We start from the raw sequence: 16,900 nt of genomic DNA, 5'->3' as shown, positions 1-16,900 counted from the left end.
ACCGGCTAACATCGACGTACTACAACGAGCCACCACGAGGAGAGCTTTGGGTCTTCTGGACAACTTTGAGCGAGGTCTCGAACGCGCAGTAAACGGCGCCTTCGCAAAGACCTTCAAAAGTGGTCTGCAACCCGTCGAAATCACTAGCGCCCTGCGCCGCGAACTCGACACGCAGGCCGCTGTTGTGTCGCGCGACCGCATCCTCGTGCCCAACAACTTCACGGTTCGCCTCAGCGACACCGACTACCAGCGCATGGCTGGCCTCGGCAGCACGCTGATTTCCGAGCTCACCGAACTCGTTCAGCGCCACGCCACCGCCCAGCACTATTCCTTCTCGGGTGGCATCGCCATTGTTCTCGCCCCCGACGACTCCCTGAGCCAAGGCATGATCGAAGTCGATTCGGTCAGTGTCAAAGGCACGGTCGCGTGGACTCCTGTCGTCGACATCAACGGCGCCCGACACACCCTTGCGCACTCGCGCACCATCATCGGTCGCGGCAGCGAAGCCGACATCACCGTCGATGACAACGGCATTTCTCGCAAGCACGTCGAGATCCTCTGGGATGGCTCGCGTGCCGAAGTGAACGACCTCAACTCCACAAATGGGTCCAAATTGAACGGATCACCAGTTTCTCGTGCACCACTCGCGCCGGAATCCGTGATTGACATCGGTCGAACCCGTATCGTGTTCCGTGTGCTTGCCCAATCCTCCGATGCCGACCAGTCCGCTGATCGCCGCAATGACCGGGGGTTCACCCTATGAGTGAACTCACCCTCCTGTTGCTGCGCATCGCGTTCCTCGCCATCATGTGGGGCTTCATCTTCGCGATCGTCTACGCGCTCCGTTCCGATCTCTTCGGAGAAAAGGTGCGCCGGATGCCCGTGCAGAGCGCAGCTCAGGCGCAACAAGCTCCCGCCACTCCCCCGGCACCCGTTGCCGCCCAGCCCACTCGCCCGGTGGCTCCCGCCGCTCCGGCAACCGGCAGCTCTCTCGACGCGACCCGCCTGGTGATTGTGTCTGGCTCTAAAGAGGGCCTCGAAATTTCTCTTCCCGAAGAGCAACTGACTATCGGCCGCTCGAGCGAATCGGGTCTCGTTATTCGCGATGACTACACCTCAACGCACCATGCTCGCCTTTTGCGCTGGGCTGATAGCTGGGTTGTTCAAGATCTTGACTCGACGAACGGCACTTTCTTAGCCGGTCAACGAGTGAGCGTTCCGACGCCGATTCCGTTGAATACGCCGATCAAGATCGGCACTACTAGCTTCGAACTGCGACGGTAACTGAATGGCCACTTCGGGCAACAGTGCCGCCGCATCCCATGTGGGTAAAGTTCGGGCGAACAACCAGGACAGCGCCTACGCCGGCAGCCATCTCTTCATTGTCGCGGACGGTATGGGTGGCCACGCGGGTGGCGATGTTGCTTCGGCCATCACAATCAAACACGTAGCCGAAGCTGACCGCAGTTTTGAGTCGGCAGACGACGCCGCTCAGGTATTGCACGACACTCTCCTTGCTGCCAACGGCATCCTCTCCGACACCGTCATTGAGCACAATGAGCTCACGGGAATGGGCACCACTGTCAGCGGAATGATTCGCGTTGGCAACAAGATGGCCATGGCCCACATCGGCGACTCGCGTATCTACTTGCTGCGCGAGGGCGAAATGACGCAGATGACGCACGACCACACGTTCGTGCAACGTTTGGTGGAGAGCGGCCGCATCACCTTAGAAGAAGCTGCCGTTCATCCGCGCCGCTCCGTTCTCATGCGCGTTCTCGGAGACGTCGATGCATCGCCCGAGATCGATACTGAAGTTTTTACGACCGAGCCCGGTGACCGTTGGTTGCTGTGCTCCGACGGTCTCAGCAGCTTTGTCACTGAAGACAAGATCGCCGCGACCCTGCGCCGCGTTACGGATCCACGAGTGGCAACTGAGCGTCTCGTTCAGGCAAGCCTCGACCAGGGCGCTCCCGACAACGTCACCGTAGTGCTCGTCGATGTCGGTGACGATGAATCTTCAGCGCACGAGCCGCCGATCATGGTCGGTTCGGCCGCTTCCCCGCTTTCCTTCGAGCCGACGATCGCCAAAAAACCGGTTCGTCTGCCCAACCTGCTGCTGCACCCGCTCAAAGCGACGCAGCCCGACGACAGCCACTTTGAGCCTGAGTCCGACGAGTACTACCAGGCGATCATCCGCGAAGACCGTCGTCGGGTTCGTAACCGCCGCATCTCGTGGATCACGTTCATCACCCTCACCATTGCCGCGATCACTACGGGCCTCATCTTGGGTTACCAGTACACGCAACAGCAACACTTTGTGGGTAGCGTGGATGGAAAGGTCGCTATTTATCAGGGTGTCCAGCAAGACATCGGCCCCATTTCGCTCTCGGACGTGTACGAAGTCAGCGATGTGCGCGTTGTCGATTTGCCGCTGTACCTGCGTGCCAGCGTCGAGAACACCATCAACGCGACTGGCATCGAAGACGCCCGCCGCATCGTAAGAATGTTGTCTGATGCCCAAATCCCCTAGCGCCGACGCTCGTGCCTCGGCTTCGGCCGGCCCACGAGAGATCACTGAAAACATCCGCCTCAAATTGCGGGTGCCTGCTCGCCTGCGCAACCTTGAGTTGCTGCTGATCATTGTCGCGATTTCGATCAACCTCGGGTCAATTGCTCTCGTTCAGCTTGGCGTCATGGGCCACCTCGGCTTCACCGTACTGGGGCTTTCCGCGCTGCTCGGAGCACTGATTCTCGCTATGCACATCACGCTGCGTGTTACTGCTCGGGATGCCGACCCGCTAATTTTGCCGATCATCACGGTGCTCAATGGGCTCGGCATCGCCATGATCTACCGCATTGACCTAGCCGATGAGGCTACGGGGTGGGGCAGCGGCGGCGTTCGTCAGATCGTCTGGACAGGTATCGCGATCGTCATCGCGATCGCGGTGTTGATCATTATCAAGAACCACCGCATCCTGCAGCGCTACCGCTACATCGCAATGTTCAGTGGTATCGCTTTGCTCCTGTTGCCGCTGGCTCCCGTGATCGGCGACACGCGCTTCGGCGCCCGCCTCTGGGTTCAGATCGGCGCGTTCTCGTTCCAGCCGGGTGAGCTCGCCAAGATCGCTCTGGCCATCTTCTTCGCGGGGTACTTGGTGTCGGCGCGCGATTCGCTTTCGATGGTCGGCCGCAAGTTCCTCGGCATGACCTTCCCGCGCGCCCGAGATCTTGGCCCGATCATCGTTGTCTTCGTGGCATCCATGCTCGTCTTGATTTTCCAGCGCGATATGGGAACGGCCCTGCTCTACTTCGGCCTGTTCCTCGTCATGATCTACGTTGCCACCGGACGCTCGAGCTGGATCCTTCTCGGTATGGGCATGTTCCTCGGCGGTGCTTTCGTAGCAAGTCAGTACCTCACGTACATTTCTGGTCGCATCGACGCCTGGCTCGACCCCTTCAATCCTGAGGTGTACCAAGCCTCGGGAGGCAGCTACCAATTGGTGCAGGGCCTCTTTGGGTTGGCAGATGGTGGACTCATCGGCACCGGCCTCGGTCGCGGCAGCCCCGAGATCACGCCCCTCGCCGAGAGTGACTACATCGTCGCGTCGCTGGGTGAAGAACTGGGCCTTATCGGCATCTTCGCAATTCTGGCGTTGTACCTTCTCTTTGTGTCTCGTGGATTCCGTATCGGCTTTGCCGGTCAAGATGATTTCGGCCGCCTCTTGGGTGTCGGTCTTGCTTTCGTGATCGCTCTTCAGGTGTTCGTCGTTATCGGTGGTGTCACGCGCGTTATTCCGTTGACGGGACTCACCACTCCTTTCTTGGCAGCGGGTGGTTCATCGCTCGTTGCCAACTGGATCATCGCGGCCCTCTTGCTTCGGCTCTCTGACACAGTGCGCCACCAGCCGCAGCTTGTGATCGAGCCGTCGATCGAGAACCGATTGGTGGTGGGACAGTGAATCGCGAACTTAAGCGAGTGAGCACAGTCGTGCTGATCATGTTTGTGAGCTTGTTTATCTCAAGTTCCGTCATCCAAGTCGTTACGGCCGATCAGCTTCAGGCGGATGGCCGCAATGTGCGCACTCTGTATGCGAGCTACTCGGCCGAACGTGGCCCCATCCTCGTCAATGGCGAGCCGATCGCGTACTCAGAGCCAGTGGATGACGAGTTCAAGTTCTTGCGCGTGTACCCGCAGGGCGAGTTGTATGCGCCCGTTACCGGCTACCTCACCTTGAACCAGGGCAACACTGGTCTCGAGAATTCGCTCAACGACTACCTCAGCGGTTCATCGAACGACCAGTTCTTCGACCAGGTTAACTCGATCCTCACAGGCCAGAATCCCACGGGTGCTGCCGTGGAGCTCACTCTCGACCCGGTTATTCAGCAGGCCGCCTGGGATGCACTCGGCGACCTCAAGGGTGCCGTTGTGGCAATCAACCCGAAGACGGGCGAGATTCTCGCGATGGTGTCGAAGCCTTCGTACGATCCCAATGAGCTCGCGGTACACAACACCAGCGAAGTCATCGATGCGTATGACCGTTTGCTCAACGACCCTGACGATCCCTTCTTTAACCGCACCCTCGCGGGCCCGCTTGATCCTCCCGGTTCCACGTTCAAGCTCGTGGTGGCGGCGGCGGCTCTCGAGAGCGGCGACTACACCGCAGACAGTTCCTTCCCGAACCCCGCTGAGCTGCAGTTGCCCGAGAGCACCTTCAAGATCAGCAATGCCGACAGCGGCACCTGTGGCTCGGGCTCGACGGCAACGATCGCTACGGCCATCCGCCTCTCGTGCAATATTCCATTCGCTGAGTTGGGTGACGAACTCGGCTCGAATGCAATTCGTGAGCAGGCGAATGCCTTTGGTTTCAACGAGAGTGTCTCCGTGCCTCTCGTCTCGACCGAGAGTGTTTACCCTCGCGCCCTTGACCGCCCGCAGACGATGCTTTCGGCATTCGGCCAGTCGAGTGTGCGCGCGTCTCCCCTGCAAATGGCAATGGTGTCGATGGCGATCGCCAACAGCGGCACCATCATGCAACCCAACCTTGTTGAGAGCATCGTTTCGTCCGATCTCACAACCATCCAGTCCTTCGAACCGGCGCTGTTCAATCAGGCAATCAGTCCGCAAACCGCGGCCGCACTCACCCAGATGATGGTGGATGGGGTCAACAGCGGTGCAGCGAACACTGCCGCCATTGATGGCGTCGAGGTCGCAGGAAAAACCGGTACAGCAGAAAACGGAGAAGGCGAGCCATACACGTTGTGGTTCACCGGATTCGCGCCGGCAAATGATCCAGAAGTTGTAGTAGCGGTAGTGGTGCAAGACGGCGGCGGACTGGGACAGTCCGGTACCTCGAGCGGCCTGTCCGCACCAATTGGGCGTCAAGTACTAGAGGCGGTGCTAAACAAATGAGACCGACCAGTGGACTCACTTTCGGTGGCAGATACCAGCTATCCAGTCGCGTAGCGATCGGTGGAATGGGCGAGGTGTGGGAAGCCACAGATCTCGTAATCGGTCGAACGGTCGCGATCAAGATCCTCAAGGATGAGTATCTCGGCGACCCTGGTTTCCTTGAGCGCTTCCGGGCAGAAGCCCGCCACGCGGCTCTCGTTAACCACGAAGGAATCGCAAACGTCTTCGACTACGGCGAGGAAGACGGCAGCGCCTACCTCGTCATGGAACTCGTTCCCGGTGAGGCACTGAGTGCCATTCTCGAGCGAGAGCGCGTGCTCGATCCCGACCGCGTGCTCGACATGGTCGCGCAGACTGCGGCCGCTCTTCAGGCTGCCCACGCTGCGGGACTGGTTCACCGCGACATCAAGCCGGGAAACCTCCTCATCACGCCCGAAGGCCGCGTCAAGATCACCGACTTCGGTATCGCGCGCATCGCCGACCAGGTCCCGCTGACCGCTACCGGTCAGGTCATGGGAACGGTGCAGTACCTCTCGCCCGAACAGGCCAGCGGTCACCCGGCATCCCCGACCACCGACATCTATTCGCTCGGCATCGTCGCTTACGAGGCCCTCGCAGGCCGTCGCCCGTTCACGGGTGAGTCGCAAGTCGCTATCGCCATGGCCCAGATCAACGAGACTCCCCCGGAGTTGCCGATCACTGTCGCTGAGCCCGTGCGCAACCTTGTCTACGCCTGCTTGGCTAAGTCGCCCGGCGACCGTCCGGCATCCGCGTCACACCTCTCACGTGCGGCACAATCACTGCGTCGTGGCGACATCGCCGCTGCCGCAACAGCCGTGCCCGGAATCATGGGAGATAACTCTCATGCCGCGACCGTGGGCCTCAACTACGGCAACGCAACTCAGGCCACACGCGTACTGACGACCGCCGGTGCTGCTGGCGTTGCTGGCGAGCCGGCTACAGCCGCAGAGATTGCGGCGGAATCCAAGCCGCGCAACCCGTGGACGTGGCCCATCGTTGCCGTGATCTCACTTCTTGCTGTCGTGCTGATTGGCGTCATCATCGCGCTTCTCGCCAGCCCCGGAGAGGAAGAACCCGTCGCGACAAGCGCTTCACCCAGTGCATCGGAGACTGTAGTCCCCGAGCCAGAACCAACGCCTACGGTTGTCGCCCTCAGCGAAGATGAGCTCCTGGATCGTAAACAAGACGCGGTTTCTCAGATCTTGGAAGACAAAGGACTCGTGCTCGATGCACAAGTCGGTTCCGAGGCGCCTTCGTCTGAAAAGGTCGGCTTCTCCTACCGCGCAGCTCCGACCGGCAATGTCGCTAAGGGTGAAACCATCACGGTCTACTTCTACGACGAGATCGCGGTTGTTCCTACCCCGCCACAGCCCCAGGCAAACCTGCTGGAGCCCTCAGGACCCTACCAACCGGGTGACACCGTGACGGTTAAGTGGAACGCTTACGGGGACTGCCCCGCCGGGCATCCACGTTCCGGCTACAGTTTCTTGATTCAGGGCGGTCCCAGCGCTGGTTCGTCGACATGGGGATCAAACGACACCCAATTCGACATCACGCTGCCGGACGATCCCAGCGTCGAAACCAAGATCTCGTATTCGGTTTCGTGCACGGATCTATCGTCGCCTGCATCAGAACAGGTCATCGTAACCGTCGTAGACGAGTAAGCAGATATCACGTTTACCAGCGGATAGACTGAACCGGTACTTTCCGCGACAACAATCAGGAGTGAACTAGTGAGCGAAGGCGTTGCACAGGGCGTACGCCAGCTCGCTGGGCGGTACCAGATTGGCGAGCTTCTCGGCCATGGCGGTATGGCCGATGTTCACCTCGGTATGGATTCGCGGCTCGGGCGCCGGGTTGCTATCAAGCTGCTCAAGCCGACGCTCGCCAACGATCCAGCTTTCCGCACCCGGTTCCGTCGCGAAGCCCACGATGCAGCAAAGATGGCGCACCCCACCATCGTTCGTATTTTCGATGCGGGCGAAGAGTCTGTCATCGATGCTTCGGGTCACGAGACGCTTATCCCGTTCATCATCATGGAGTACGTCGACGGTCGACTGCTGAAAGATATCGTTGCCGAGGGCGCCCTCGCGCCAGAAGAAGCAGCACGCATCGTTTCGCAGGTGCTCACTGCTCTCGAGTACTCACATCGCGCTGGCGTTGTACACCGCGACATCAAGCCCGGCAACATCATGGTCACCAACAGTGGCCAGGTGAAGGTCATGGACTTCGGTATCGCCCGTGCGGTCTCCGATTCTGCCGCTACCATCGCCGAGTCCAGTGCCATCGTCGGCACCGCGCAGTATTTCTCGCCTGAGCAAGCTCGCGGTGAAGGCGTGGATGCTCGCTCCGATCTGTACTCGACCGGCGTCGTGCTGTTCGAGCTCCTGACTGGTCAGCCTCCCTTCAGTGGAGAGAACCCGGTCGCGGTTGCCTACAAGCACGTCAACTCCGAGCCCGTTCCTCCGAGCACAACCACCGCTGCGGTGTCACCGGCGCTCGACGCTGTCGTGTTGCGTTCGCTCGCCAAGGATCGCTTCGACCGTTACCAAAGTGCTGCTGAGTTCCGCACCGACGTTGAGTCCGCTGCAGCGGGTTCCGTTCCGGAGCGCAAACAGCTCGCATCCACAGATTTCAACGCCACCCTCTTCGGTGTAAACCCCAATGCCACCGCGGGCAGCGATGCCACGTTCCGTCAACTTGCCGTCGACGAGAACGACCGCACGCCCCGCACCCAGAACCGTCCGCCCGTCGCGTGGATCTGGGGCGGTATCGCACTGATGGCTGTCATCATCGTTTCTGTTGTGGTCTGGGCCTTCAGCCTCAGCCCCGCGCAACTCAGTGGCACGAGCGCGGTCGACATTCCCGACGTCGCTGCCATGACCTACGACGATGGTGCAGCTCTACTCACAGAACTCGACCTCGTTCCCAAGCGCGTCAACCAAGCCAGCGAAACCGTCGAGGAGGGTGTCATCATCCGTACCGATCCTGGCCCTGGCCAGACGGTATCCCTCGGCTTCGAAGTTCAGGTCGTTGTTTCCCTTGGCCGCACTCCTGTCACCGTTCCGAACGTGGCGAACATGCAGGAAGATGCTGCCATCGAGCTGCTTGAATCGGCTGGTCTTGTCTACGGCTCTACTTCGCAGTCATACTCGCCCAACCTCAAGAAGGGCACCGTCATCAGCTCTGATCCGCGCGGAGACGCCGAGCGCACAGCCGATGGCGCGATCATCCGCGAGGGTGAGACGGTTAACCTCGTCGTATCGAACGGTCTCGTGCAGGTGCCCGACGTCACAGGTAAAGACATCGGTGAAGCCAACAGCACCCTCACCGCTCTTCAGCTCAGCGTGAAGCTGAGCGCTGACTTCGGATGCTCGGGCAATGTCGTGAGCTACCAGTCGATCGTGGGCGATCAAGCTCAGAAATCTGAGATTACGCTCCAGTACTGCGCTGGCTAATAACGCCGCTAGTTGTGCACCAGCGGCGTGAGCGTCTTGGCCAGAGCGGGAGCTTCGGGCATCCCCACTTCGGAGAGCCAGTTGCCGAGCATCAGGTATCCGCCTTCGGTGAGTACCGACTCAGGGTGGAACTGCACGCCGTAAACCGGCTGCGTAGCGTGCTGAACACCCATGATCACTCCACCTGGAGTGCGCGCGGTCACGATGAGCTCGTCGGGAACAGTCCCGTCCACAATGGCGAGCGAGTGATAGCGCGTCGCGGTGAACGGCTGCGGTAGATCGCGGAAGATCAGGCTGTCGTCGTGTTCGATCTTGGAGGTCTTGCCGTGCATCAGCTCATCGGCGTGAGTAACCGTAGCTCCCAGAGCTTCAGCGATGGCTTGGTGACCAAGGCAGACACCGAACAGTGGCTTGCCCGTGGCAAGGGCGGCATGGACAATCGGGATGCTCACCCCAGCGTCTGCGGGTGTGCCAGGGCCTGGCGAGAGCAGAACGGCATCGTACTCGGCGATGCGTGCCGCCGCGTCATCCGCACTAAAAGCATCGTTGCGCACAACGTCTGTTGTAGCGCCGAGCTCGAGAAGATACCCGTTGAGGGTGTAAACGAAGCTGTCGTAGTTGTCGACGACGAGGATGCGGGTCACTGTTGCACCGTCGCATCCAGCGGGGTTACCAGGGGCAGCACCCACGGGAACACCCATGTAAAGAGCACAGCCACAATGGCTGCTGCCAAGATCAGCAGAATCAGAACCCGCACGAGTGCTGGGCCCGGAAGTACACGCCAGAGTGCTGCATACATTAGCCAGCTCCTTCAAGGTTTTGAGCGATCGCTGCGATCTCTGAGGGGGCACCCTCTGAGCGGGGATACCAAGTGTCGTACACGGCGTAGGCGATGATTCGCTCGTCGGCGGTGTGAATGGGGTTACAGCTCGTGAGCGTCATGATGCGGTCACTTGCGGCGGCGCCTTCAAACTGCGGAACCGGGTTGAGCACTCCAACACCAGAAGCCAACACATATTCTAGAGACCGGAAAACGTAGCGGTACCAGCCGGCTTCAGTCTCGACGTAAATGCTGTCGCCGATCTGAAGCTTGTTGATGTCGTAGAAGGGGTCACCCCAGCCGGTGCGGTGCGCAGCGACGGCGAAGTTGCCGACCTCACCGGGCATCTGGGTTCCCGTGTAGTGGCCAACGCCCTGAGTATTGAGCACGCTGGAGAGGTTCACACTTTCAGCGATGGGGATCGCGTAGTCCGCACCAAAGCGCGGAACGATGAGTGTTCCGAACGCGACCGCTTGAGCTGGAGCCTCATCCACGACGGGAACGCCGGGGTCTGCACGCTCATCTGGCGCAAGCTTGACCGCTTCGCCCTTGTTCCATTCTTCGCTCAGTACGAGAGCATCGTCTCGCTGGGCGTTGCTCACGAAGTAGCTGTTCACCCAGGTCTGCCATACCAAGAAGAGAAGCACGACTACGCCGGCGGTAATAAAGATTTCGCCGAGAACTCCAATGAAGGAGACAGGGCGGCGGGCTTTCGCTCTGCGCCGCGACGGGCGGCCGTCTTCGAGAACCATAGGCGCAATTCTATCCGCAGTCTCCTGCTGGTTTCCGCGCGGCCGTTCGTCACTCAGGGCGTTCGCGCTAGAATCTCTCCCATGGCCCGTAATTCTGCAGATAATTCACCGTCGCGTCCCGCTGAAGACGCTCCCAACGCGGTCTGGTTCAAGCCCGTAATGTTCGGCTTCATGCTGATCGGGCTCGCCTGGATCATCGTGTTCTACGTGAGCAACCAGCAGTTGCCTGTCGCCTCACTCGGTAGCTGGAACATTCTCGTTGGCTTCGGCATCCTCTTCATCGGATTCCTCATGACAACACGGTGGCGCTAGAAATTACACGCGTGTAGTTATACCCAGTGTTAATAAACCTGTGGATAACTTTTAGTCACCTATAGAACGAAGATCCGCACGAGGGTCAGGCTGATGAGAGCCGCTATAACGAGCGCGACTAGAGCGATCTCCGGGTTGGCGGACGGCTTGTTGCGCTGTCGCAAGAATACGAGTGCGAGCACCGCTCCCGTGATGAGCCCACCGAGGTGAGCTTGCCAAGAAATACCGGAGCCGGGGATAAACCCGATCACTAGGTTCGCGGCCAACACGATAAGCAACAATCGGTTATCCACACCCATACGGCGTTGGATAACAAAGAACGCCGCGGCCAAGCCAAATACCGCTCCGGATGCTCCGATTACGACCGATTGCGGCGCAAGCAACAGCACGGCGACCGAGCCACCGAGCGCGCTGATCAGATAGAGCGCAATGAACCTCGCTCTACCGAGAGGCAGTTCCAGAGCGCGCCCGAAAATGAAGAGCGTGAACATATTGAAGAGCAAATGAAAGATGCTGCTTTGAGAGTGCAGGAACGCTGCGGTAATCATGCGCCATGGCTGCTCAGCCGTGAACGGCGGGTAATAAGCGAGAGCTTGGTACACCCGACCGTCAGACACCAACTGCAGTAAATACATCAGGACGGTTATGCCGATGAGGGTGTAAGTAACTACTGGCTTTCCCCGCGACGCGCGGGAGGCGCGAACCAAGACTGGTTTGCGCTTGGGCCCGTTGGCTCGGGCCTCTTTGATGCATTCGGGGCAATGTACGCCCACAGCCGCCTGCGTTTGGCAGCTGGGGCATACAGTGCGCCCACATCGCTGGCAGAGAGTGAAACTTTGCCGGTCAGGATGCCGGTAGCAGTAGTTACCGCTGGCATCCGGCGATGTGGTCACGAAGGTTAGACCTCGTCGATCGTGACGCTCTCGATGACAACGTCGGTGAGGGGCTTGTCGCTACCGTCGGTGTCGACTGCCTCGATGGCGTCGACGACCTTCTTCGACTCGTCGTCAGCAACCGCACCGAAGATGGTGTGCTTGCCCTGGAGCCACGGAGTAGCGACTGTGGTGATGAAGAACTGCGAACCGTTGGTTCCCTTGCCCGCGCGCGTGCCGGCGTTTGCCATGGCGAGGATGTAGGGAGCCGAGAAGTCGAGCTCGGGGTGAATTTCGTCGTCGAAGTTGTAGCCGGGGCCGCCGATGCCCTTACCAAGGGGATCTCCACCCTGAAGCATGAACTGCTTGATGATGCGGTGGAAGATTACGCCGTCGTAAAGAGGCGCAGTGGTCTTCTGACCGGTGGCGGGGTGGGTCCATTCGATATCGCCCTTGGCGAGACCGACGAAGTTAGCAACGGTCTTCGGCGCGTGGTTGCCGAAGAGGTTGAGACGGATTTCTCCGAGGTTTGTCTTGATCGTGGCAACTGCGGTGTGTTGAGACATAGCGTCAATTCTTACATAGCGAACCTGAGCCTCAGATACCAGTTATTCAGCCTGCTCACAGGCAAAGCAGTGCGGACTCGGAAGGCACCGTGGCAGTATGGAGTCACCGTTCGACCATCTTTGGAGGTTTCCCGTGGCACTAACTCGCAAACGCCGGAAAGAACTCAAGCGCTTGAAAGGTCAAGCCGAAGACCTTTGGCATGACCAGAAGGAGCTGCTCGATCACGCATCTGCCGTAGTACGAGAGGCGAGCCAACAGGCTGCCAACTACGCTCGTGAAGAAGTCAGCCCCAAGATCCACAGCACAATCGACACTCGGGTGAAGCCCGTTGTCTCGTCATCAGTGGCTGGCGCCCGCTCAGCGGCCGAAAACACGAAGTCGAAGATCAAGGGCGACGTATTGCCTGCAGTCACCTCGGCGCTCGGCACAGCTCTTGCCGCGCTCGAAGTAGCGAAGAACCAGCAGGTTCGGGATGCTTTCGCTCGCGTCTCGGGACTCGCGGCCTCCGCGGGCGAGAAGACTGGCCTTGTTAAGCCTCAGCCTAAGTCGGCTGGCTTTGGCCGCTACATCCTCATCGGTGTCGGCGTAGTTGCTGCCGTAGGCGTTGCGTACGCCGCATGGCAGACGCTTCGTGCAGACGACGACCTGTGGATTGACGACGAAGCAGAGACTGCGTAACTATTCTCTGCTGCTCACCGCCAGCGGTGTAGCCACAACCTCTTAAACAGCTCTGGCCCGGTTCTTGCGAATCGGGCCAGAGCTGTTTTGTCGTTGAGGGCGCCAGCGGCTGCCGCTTCACCCCCCTCTCCCACCACCGCGGATCGAAGGGGTGATGCTCTCGCGCATTCGCTCAGAAAGCTGCGAGTGTTCGCTCTGCTCCGGTCACAGGATTATGGCAAGCGCGACACCGCTGTGTGCGGCCATTACCTGGTGCGCGCCGACCTCGGTGTCCACCGTAGGCGTCCTTGGGTCGCGAGACGCTCCAGGACGCCCTGCAAGAGCCAAAGAGCGTGTGTGCCAGCCTTCGGGCCCACGCAACCGCGTTTGAGCCGAACAGCAGCCTGTAGGCGTTGGGGTCAACCAGCGCGAAGGCGGTGTGGCGATCCCAACCCACCGGAGGCCGACGAGCGGTTCACCCGAGGGCTCCGCGGCACGCTTCCTGCTCAGGTATTTTTCCCCCACGAGATCGACAATTGATTCGAGAAGGCCGGCCTTGTCTCTGAAGGTTCGATAGAGAGCTGGTTGCTGAATCCCGGATGCCGTGCACACGGCCCGGGTAGAGATGTCGCCATCGGCCTTCTCGGCCAGCAATCGCGCTGCAGCCTCGAGTGTTCTCGTCGCGCAAAGAGTCCGTGACCTCAACAACGCCGCCCGGGTATGCAAAAACCCCGACCAGATAACTGGCCGGGGTTTTTGTAGTCGTGCTGTGGAGCCTAGGGGAATCGAACCCCTGACCTCCTGCTTGCAAAGCAGGCGCTCTACCAATTGAGCTAAGGCCCCATTTAAGGAATTTCTTGTGGAAATTCCAGTGGGGGTACGTGGACTTGAACCACGGACCTCTTCGTTATCAGCGAAGCGCTCTAACCGCCTGAGCTATACCCCCGTTGGGCAGATACGAGAGTACCGCATTCTGCCCGTTTGGCGTAATCGACTAGTTGTTAGTGAAACCCACGAGGATTCCACCGGTCAGTCGCACGCTGAAGTTATAAAGCATACTCGCAATCGCGCCGAGTGCAGTACCCACCAAAACGTTGAGAATTGCCACGACAAACGAGAATCCTGCGACCTGTCCCAGCGAGAAACTTGTCGCAACACTGAAGGACTCGTCGCTCAAAACATCGCGCAAAATCTCATCGAGCTTTCCAAAGATTCCTGTGGAGTTAAGCACGATCCAGATCAGGAGCGATGCCACGACCAAAACGATTCCGAGCGACACGGCCACGAGGAACGAAAACTTAACGGCCGACCAGAAGTCGATGTACACCAGCTTGAGGCGAACCTGTTTGACTGATGTTTGGCGCTGCGACTTGCGCTGCAGCTTCTCCGCGACACTACTCATCTACCGACTCGTCCTTCCCAGCAGGGGCATCTTCACTCGGAACACTATCGTCCCCAGCTTCAAGTTCTTTGTTGTCTAGATTTCGTTCGCTATTTCGTGCGATTGCAATGATCTTGTCCTCCGCTGCAAATCGGGCGAAAACTACGCCCATCGTGTCACGGCCCTTGGCCGGAACCTCAGCGACAGAAGAGCGTACCACCTTGCCACTGGCAAGAACCACAAGAACTTCGTCCTCGTCCCCAACCATCAAAGCACCCGCCAAATCGCCGCGAGTTCCGTCGAGCTTGGCGACCTTGATGCCCAAACCACCACGTCCCTGGACGCGGTACTGATCAGCGGCCGTGCGCTTCGCGAAGCCACCCTCGGTGACCACAAAGACGAAACCGCTCTCGGGTACAACGCTGGCACTCAGCAACTGGTCGTCTTCACGGAAGCTCATGCCCATCACACCCGAGGTCGAACGACCCATGGGACGCAAGGCTTCATCGGATGCCGTGAAGCGAATCGACATTCCCTTGCGAGATACGAGCAAGACATCATCCGTGTTCTCCACGAGCATCGCCGAAACAAGTTCGTCGCCCTCGCGCAGGTTTACGGCGATGATTCCACCGCTGCGGTTGGTGTCGTACTCTGCCATCGCGGTCTTCTTGACGAGACCATTGCGGGTAGCAAGAACCAAGTACGTTGACTGCTCGTAGTCGCGGATGTCGAGAATCTGAGCGATCTCTTCACCGGGCTGCAGTGCCAAGAAGTTAGCAACGTGCTGGCCCTTTGCGTCGCGGCCACCCTCTTGCAGCTCGTAAGCCTTCGCACGGTAAACGCGGCCCGTGTTGGTGAAGAACAGCAACCAGTGATGAGTGGTGGTGACGAACAAGTGGTCGACCACGTCATCCGCACGCAGCTGGGCACCCTTGACGCCCTTGCCGCCGCGGTGCTGGCTGCGGTAGTTGTCGCTGCGTGTGCGCTTGACGTACCCGCCGCGCGTGACTGTGACCACCATCTCCTCTTCGGGGATGAGGTCTTCCATGCTCATGTCGCCGTCGAAGCCCATCATGATTTCGGTGCGGCGGTCATCGCCGTACTTAGCGAGGAGTTCGGTCAGTTCTTCACTGACGATGTTGCTCTGACGTTCCTTGCTTGCGATGATCGCCTTGAAGTCAACGATCTCGCGCTCGATCTCGTCGTGCTCGTCAATGATCTTCTGGCGTTCAAGAGCGGCAAGTCGACGCAACTGCATATCGAGAATCGCGCGAGCTTGAATTTCGTCGATGTCGAGCAGCTCGATAAGGCCGTTGCGGGCATCTTCGACGGTGGGCGAACGACGGATGAGCGCGATGACCTCGTCGAGAGCATCCAGAGCCTTGAGGTAACCACGCAAAATGTGGGCACGCTCTTCGGCCTTGCGTAGACGGAATTCGGTGCGGCGAACGATAACTTCGATCTGGTGGGTAGCCCACTCGGTGATGAAGCCGTCGATCGAGAGCGTGCGCGGGATGCCGTCAACGATCGCGAGCATGTTTGCGCCGAAGTTTTCCTGCAGCTGCGTGTGCTTGTAGAGGTTGTTGAGAACAACCTTGGCTACCGCGTCGCGCTTGAGCACGATGACGAGGCGTTGGCCTGTACGACCCGACGTCTCATCACGAATGTCGGCAATGCCGGCGAGCTTGCCATCCTTGACGAGGTCGGCAATTTTCAGTGCCAGGTTGTCGGGGTTGACTTGGTACGGCAGTTCGGTGACGACGAGGCACGTGCGCCCCTGCAACTCTTCGACGTTAACAACGGCACGCATTGTGATCGAGCCACGACCCGTGCGGTACGCATCCTGAATGCCCTTGACACCAAGAATCTGGGCGCCTGTCGGAAAGTCCGGTCCCTTGATGCGCTGGATGAGCGCTTCAACCAGTTCTTCTTTCGACGCGTCAGGGTTGGCGAGGTGCCAGAGGGCACCCTCTCCGACTTCGCGCAGGTTGTGCGGCGGAATGTTCGTGGCCATACCGACCGCGATACCGACCGAACCGTTGACGAGAAGGTTGGGGAAGCGGCTCGGCAGAACCGTGGGTTCCTGCGTGCGACCGTCGTAGTTGTCTTGGAAGTCGACGGTGTCTTCTTCAATGTCCCGAACCATTTCCATGGCGAGCTGAGCCATTTTGGTTTCGGTGTAACGGTGAGCAGCAGCGCCGTCGTTTCCGGGAGAACCGAAGTTTCCCTGGCCCAGCGCCAGTGGGTAGCGAAGGCTCCACGGCTGAACCAAACGAACGAGAGCGTCGTAGACCGACGAGTCACCGTGCGGGTGGAACTGGCCCATCACATCACCGATGACACGGGTGCACTTGGAGAACCCCTTGTCGGGGCGGTAGCCACCGTCATACATCGCGTAGATCACACGACGGTGCACGGGCTTGAGACCATCGCGCACTTCAGGAAGCGCACGCCCCACGATGACGCTCATGGCGTAGTCGAGGTAGGAGCGCTGCATCTCCAGTTGAAGATCAACCTGGTTGATCTTGTCGTGACGGTCGTCTACCGGTGCGTCTTCGAAGGTCTTCTTCGGAGTTTCTTCGTCAGCCATTAAATTTCAGTTCCAGTCTGTATCTGTCGCGAGTGCGGGCGCCGAGAGCTCGGTGAG

17 protein-coding genes and 2 tRNA genes are annotated in these 16,900 nt (G+C 59.5%); 9 read left to right on the top strand and 10 right to left on the bottom strand.

Translation table 11 applies throughout. The features are described 5' to 3' along the window. The first annotated feature begins 46 nt into the window (after positions 1 to 46). The 7 genes from ACWTV3_RS08385 (at position 47) to pknB (ending at position 8,892) form a co-directional block, all read left to right on the top strand. Complete coding sequence (locus ACWTV3_RS08385; RefSeq protein WP_498477728.1) at positions 47 to 763, top strand: FHA domain-containing protein; 717 nt, start codon at positions 47 to 49, stop codon at positions 761 to 763. Further along, positions 760 to 1,284, top strand: coding sequence for an FHA domain-containing protein FhaB/FipA (locus tag ACWTV3_RS08380; protein WP_498477727.1), 525 nt, complete (start codon positions 760 to 762; stop codon positions 1,282 to 1,284). The genes ACWTV3_RS08385 and ACWTV3_RS08380 overlap by 4 nt, the downstream gene beginning before the upstream one ends. Before the next feature lie 4 nt (positions 1,285 to 1,288). Continuing rightward, positions 1,289 to 2,533, top strand: coding sequence for a PP2C family protein-serine/threonine phosphatase (locus ACWTV3_RS08375; protein WP_498477726.1), 1,245 nt, complete (start codon positions 1,289 to 1,291; stop codon positions 2,531 to 2,533). Next, a complete protein-coding gene (locus ACWTV3_RS08370) occupies positions 2,517 to 3,962 on the top strand; it encodes an FtsW/RodA/SpoVE family cell cycle protein (RefSeq protein WP_498477725.1) in 1,446 nt (481 codons plus the stop codon). The genes ACWTV3_RS08375 and ACWTV3_RS08370 overlap by 17 nt, the downstream gene beginning before the upstream one ends. Beyond that, positions 3,959 to 5,413, top strand: coding sequence for a peptidoglycan D,D-transpeptidase FtsI family protein (locus ACWTV3_RS08365; protein WP_498477724.1), 1,455 nt, complete (start codon positions 3,959 to 3,961; stop codon positions 5,411 to 5,413). The genes ACWTV3_RS08370 and ACWTV3_RS08365 overlap by 4 nt, the downstream gene beginning before the upstream one ends. Further along, positions 5,410 to 7,098 (top strand): protein kinase domain-containing protein, encoded by a 1,689-nt coding sequence (locus ACWTV3_RS08360; protein ID WP_498477723.1) that lies wholly within the window; start codon positions 5,410 to 5,412, stop codon positions 7,096 to 7,098. Before ACWTV3_RS08365 ends, ACWTV3_RS08360 begins: the two co-directional genes overlap by 4 nt. 69 nt (positions 7,099 to 7,167) lie before the next feature. Then, positions 7,168 to 8,892, top strand: coding sequence for a Stk1 family PASTA domain-containing Ser/Thr kinase (pknB, locus tag ACWTV3_RS08355; RefSeq protein ID WP_498477721.1), 1,725 nt, complete (start codon positions 7,168 to 7,170; stop codon positions 8,890 to 8,892). An 8-nt stretch (positions 8,893 to 8,900) separates the two neighbouring features. Here pknB and ACWTV3_RS08350 read toward each other — a convergent pair whose 3' ends face one another. Genes ACWTV3_RS08350 through ACWTV3_RS08340 form a run of 3 tightly spaced genes read right to left on the bottom strand, consistent with a single transcriptional unit; the run spans position 8,901 to position 10,464 of the window. Next, the gene (locus ACWTV3_RS08350) at positions 8,901 to 9,536 is read right to left on the bottom strand and encodes an anthranilate synthase component II (RefSeq protein ID WP_498477719.1); all 636 of its coding nucleotides are present in this window, start codon (positions 9,534 to 9,536) and stop codon (positions 8,901 to 8,903) included. Further along, the gene (locus tag ACWTV3_RS08345) at positions 9,533 to 9,691 is read right to left on the bottom strand and encodes a hypothetical protein (protein ID WP_498477718.1); all 159 of its coding nucleotides are present in this window, start codon (positions 9,689 to 9,691) and stop codon (positions 9,533 to 9,535) included. The genes ACWTV3_RS08350 and ACWTV3_RS08345 overlap by 4 nt, the downstream gene beginning before the upstream one ends. Next, on the bottom strand, positions 9,691 to 10,464 hold the full coding sequence (locus ACWTV3_RS08340; RefSeq protein WP_498477717.1) for a class E sortase: 774 nt from the start codon (positions 10,462 to 10,464) through the stop codon (positions 9,691 to 9,693). Before ACWTV3_RS08340 ends, ACWTV3_RS08345 begins: the two co-directional genes overlap by 1 nt. Before the next feature lie 81 nt (positions 10,465 to 10,545). Between ACWTV3_RS08340 and ACWTV3_RS08335 the strand changes: the two genes are divergently transcribed. Further along, a complete protein-coding gene (locus ACWTV3_RS08335) occupies positions 10,546 to 10,776 on the top strand; it encodes a cell division protein CrgA (protein WP_498477716.1) in 231 nt (76 codons plus the stop codon). Positions 10,777 to 10,835: 59 nt separating this feature from the next. On the opposite strand, the gene ACWTV3_RS08330 is transcribed toward ACWTV3_RS08335, so the two are convergent. Together ACWTV3_RS08330 and ACWTV3_RS08325 are read right to left on the bottom strand one after the other, a co-directional pair. Continuing rightward, the gene (locus tag ACWTV3_RS08330; RefSeq protein ID WP_498477715.1) at positions 10,836 to 11,483 is read right to left on the bottom strand and encodes a rhomboid family intramembrane serine protease; all 648 of its coding nucleotides are present in this window, start codon (positions 11,481 to 11,483) and stop codon (positions 10,836 to 10,838) included. A gap of 191 nt (positions 11,484 to 11,674) precedes the next feature. After that, a complete protein-coding gene (locus ACWTV3_RS08325) occupies positions 11,675 to 12,214 on the bottom strand; it encodes a peptidylprolyl isomerase (RefSeq protein ID WP_100387770.1) in 540 nt (179 codons plus the stop codon). Positions 12,215 to 12,347: 133 nt separating this feature from the next. On the opposite strand from ACWTV3_RS08325, the gene ACWTV3_RS08320 reads away from it, so the two are divergent. Next, on the top strand, positions 12,348 to 12,893 hold the full coding sequence (locus tag ACWTV3_RS08320; protein ID WP_498477714.1) for a hypothetical protein: 546 nt from the start codon (positions 12,348 to 12,350) through the stop codon (positions 12,891 to 12,893). 204 nt (positions 12,894 to 13,097) lie between these two features. Here ACWTV3_RS08320 and ACWTV3_RS08315 read toward each other — a convergent pair whose 3' ends face one another. The 5 genes from ACWTV3_RS08315 to gyrA all read right to left on the bottom strand — a co-directional run bounded on the left by ACWTV3_RS08315 (position 13,098) and on the right by gyrA (position 16,843). Further along, entirely contained in the window at positions 13,098 to 13,577 is a 480-nt protein-coding gene (locus ACWTV3_RS08315; protein ID WP_498477956.1) for a TetR/AcrR family transcriptional regulator, read from the bottom strand. A 65-nt stretch (positions 13,578 to 13,642) separates the two neighbouring features. Continuing rightward, positions 13,643 to 13,715, bottom strand: a tRNA-Ala gene (locus tag ACWTV3_RS08310). Positions 13,716 to 13,744: 29 nt separating this feature from the next. After that, positions 13,745 to 13,818 (bottom strand) — tRNA-Ile (locus ACWTV3_RS08305). A gap of 48 nt (positions 13,819 to 13,866) precedes the next feature. Then, positions 13,867 to 14,274 carry a DUF3566 domain-containing protein gene (locus ACWTV3_RS08300; protein ID WP_100387774.1) on the bottom strand — a complete coding sequence of 136 codons (408 nt, stop codon included), beginning with the start codon at positions 14,272 to 14,274 and terminating at the stop codon, positions 13,867 to 13,869. Continuing rightward, the gene (gene gyrA / locus ACWTV3_RS08295; RefSeq protein WP_100387775.1) at positions 14,267 to 16,843 is read right to left on the bottom strand and encodes a DNA gyrase subunit A; all 2,577 of its coding nucleotides are present in this window, start codon (positions 16,841 to 16,843) and stop codon (positions 14,267 to 14,269) included. Before gyrA ends, ACWTV3_RS08300 begins: the two co-directional genes overlap by 8 nt. Positions 16,844 to 16,900 lie beyond the last annotated feature (57 nt).

Source organism: Salinibacterium sp. AL4.1 (assembly GCF_059767305.1).
This window is presented reverse-complemented; position numbering and strand designations above follow the sequence as displayed.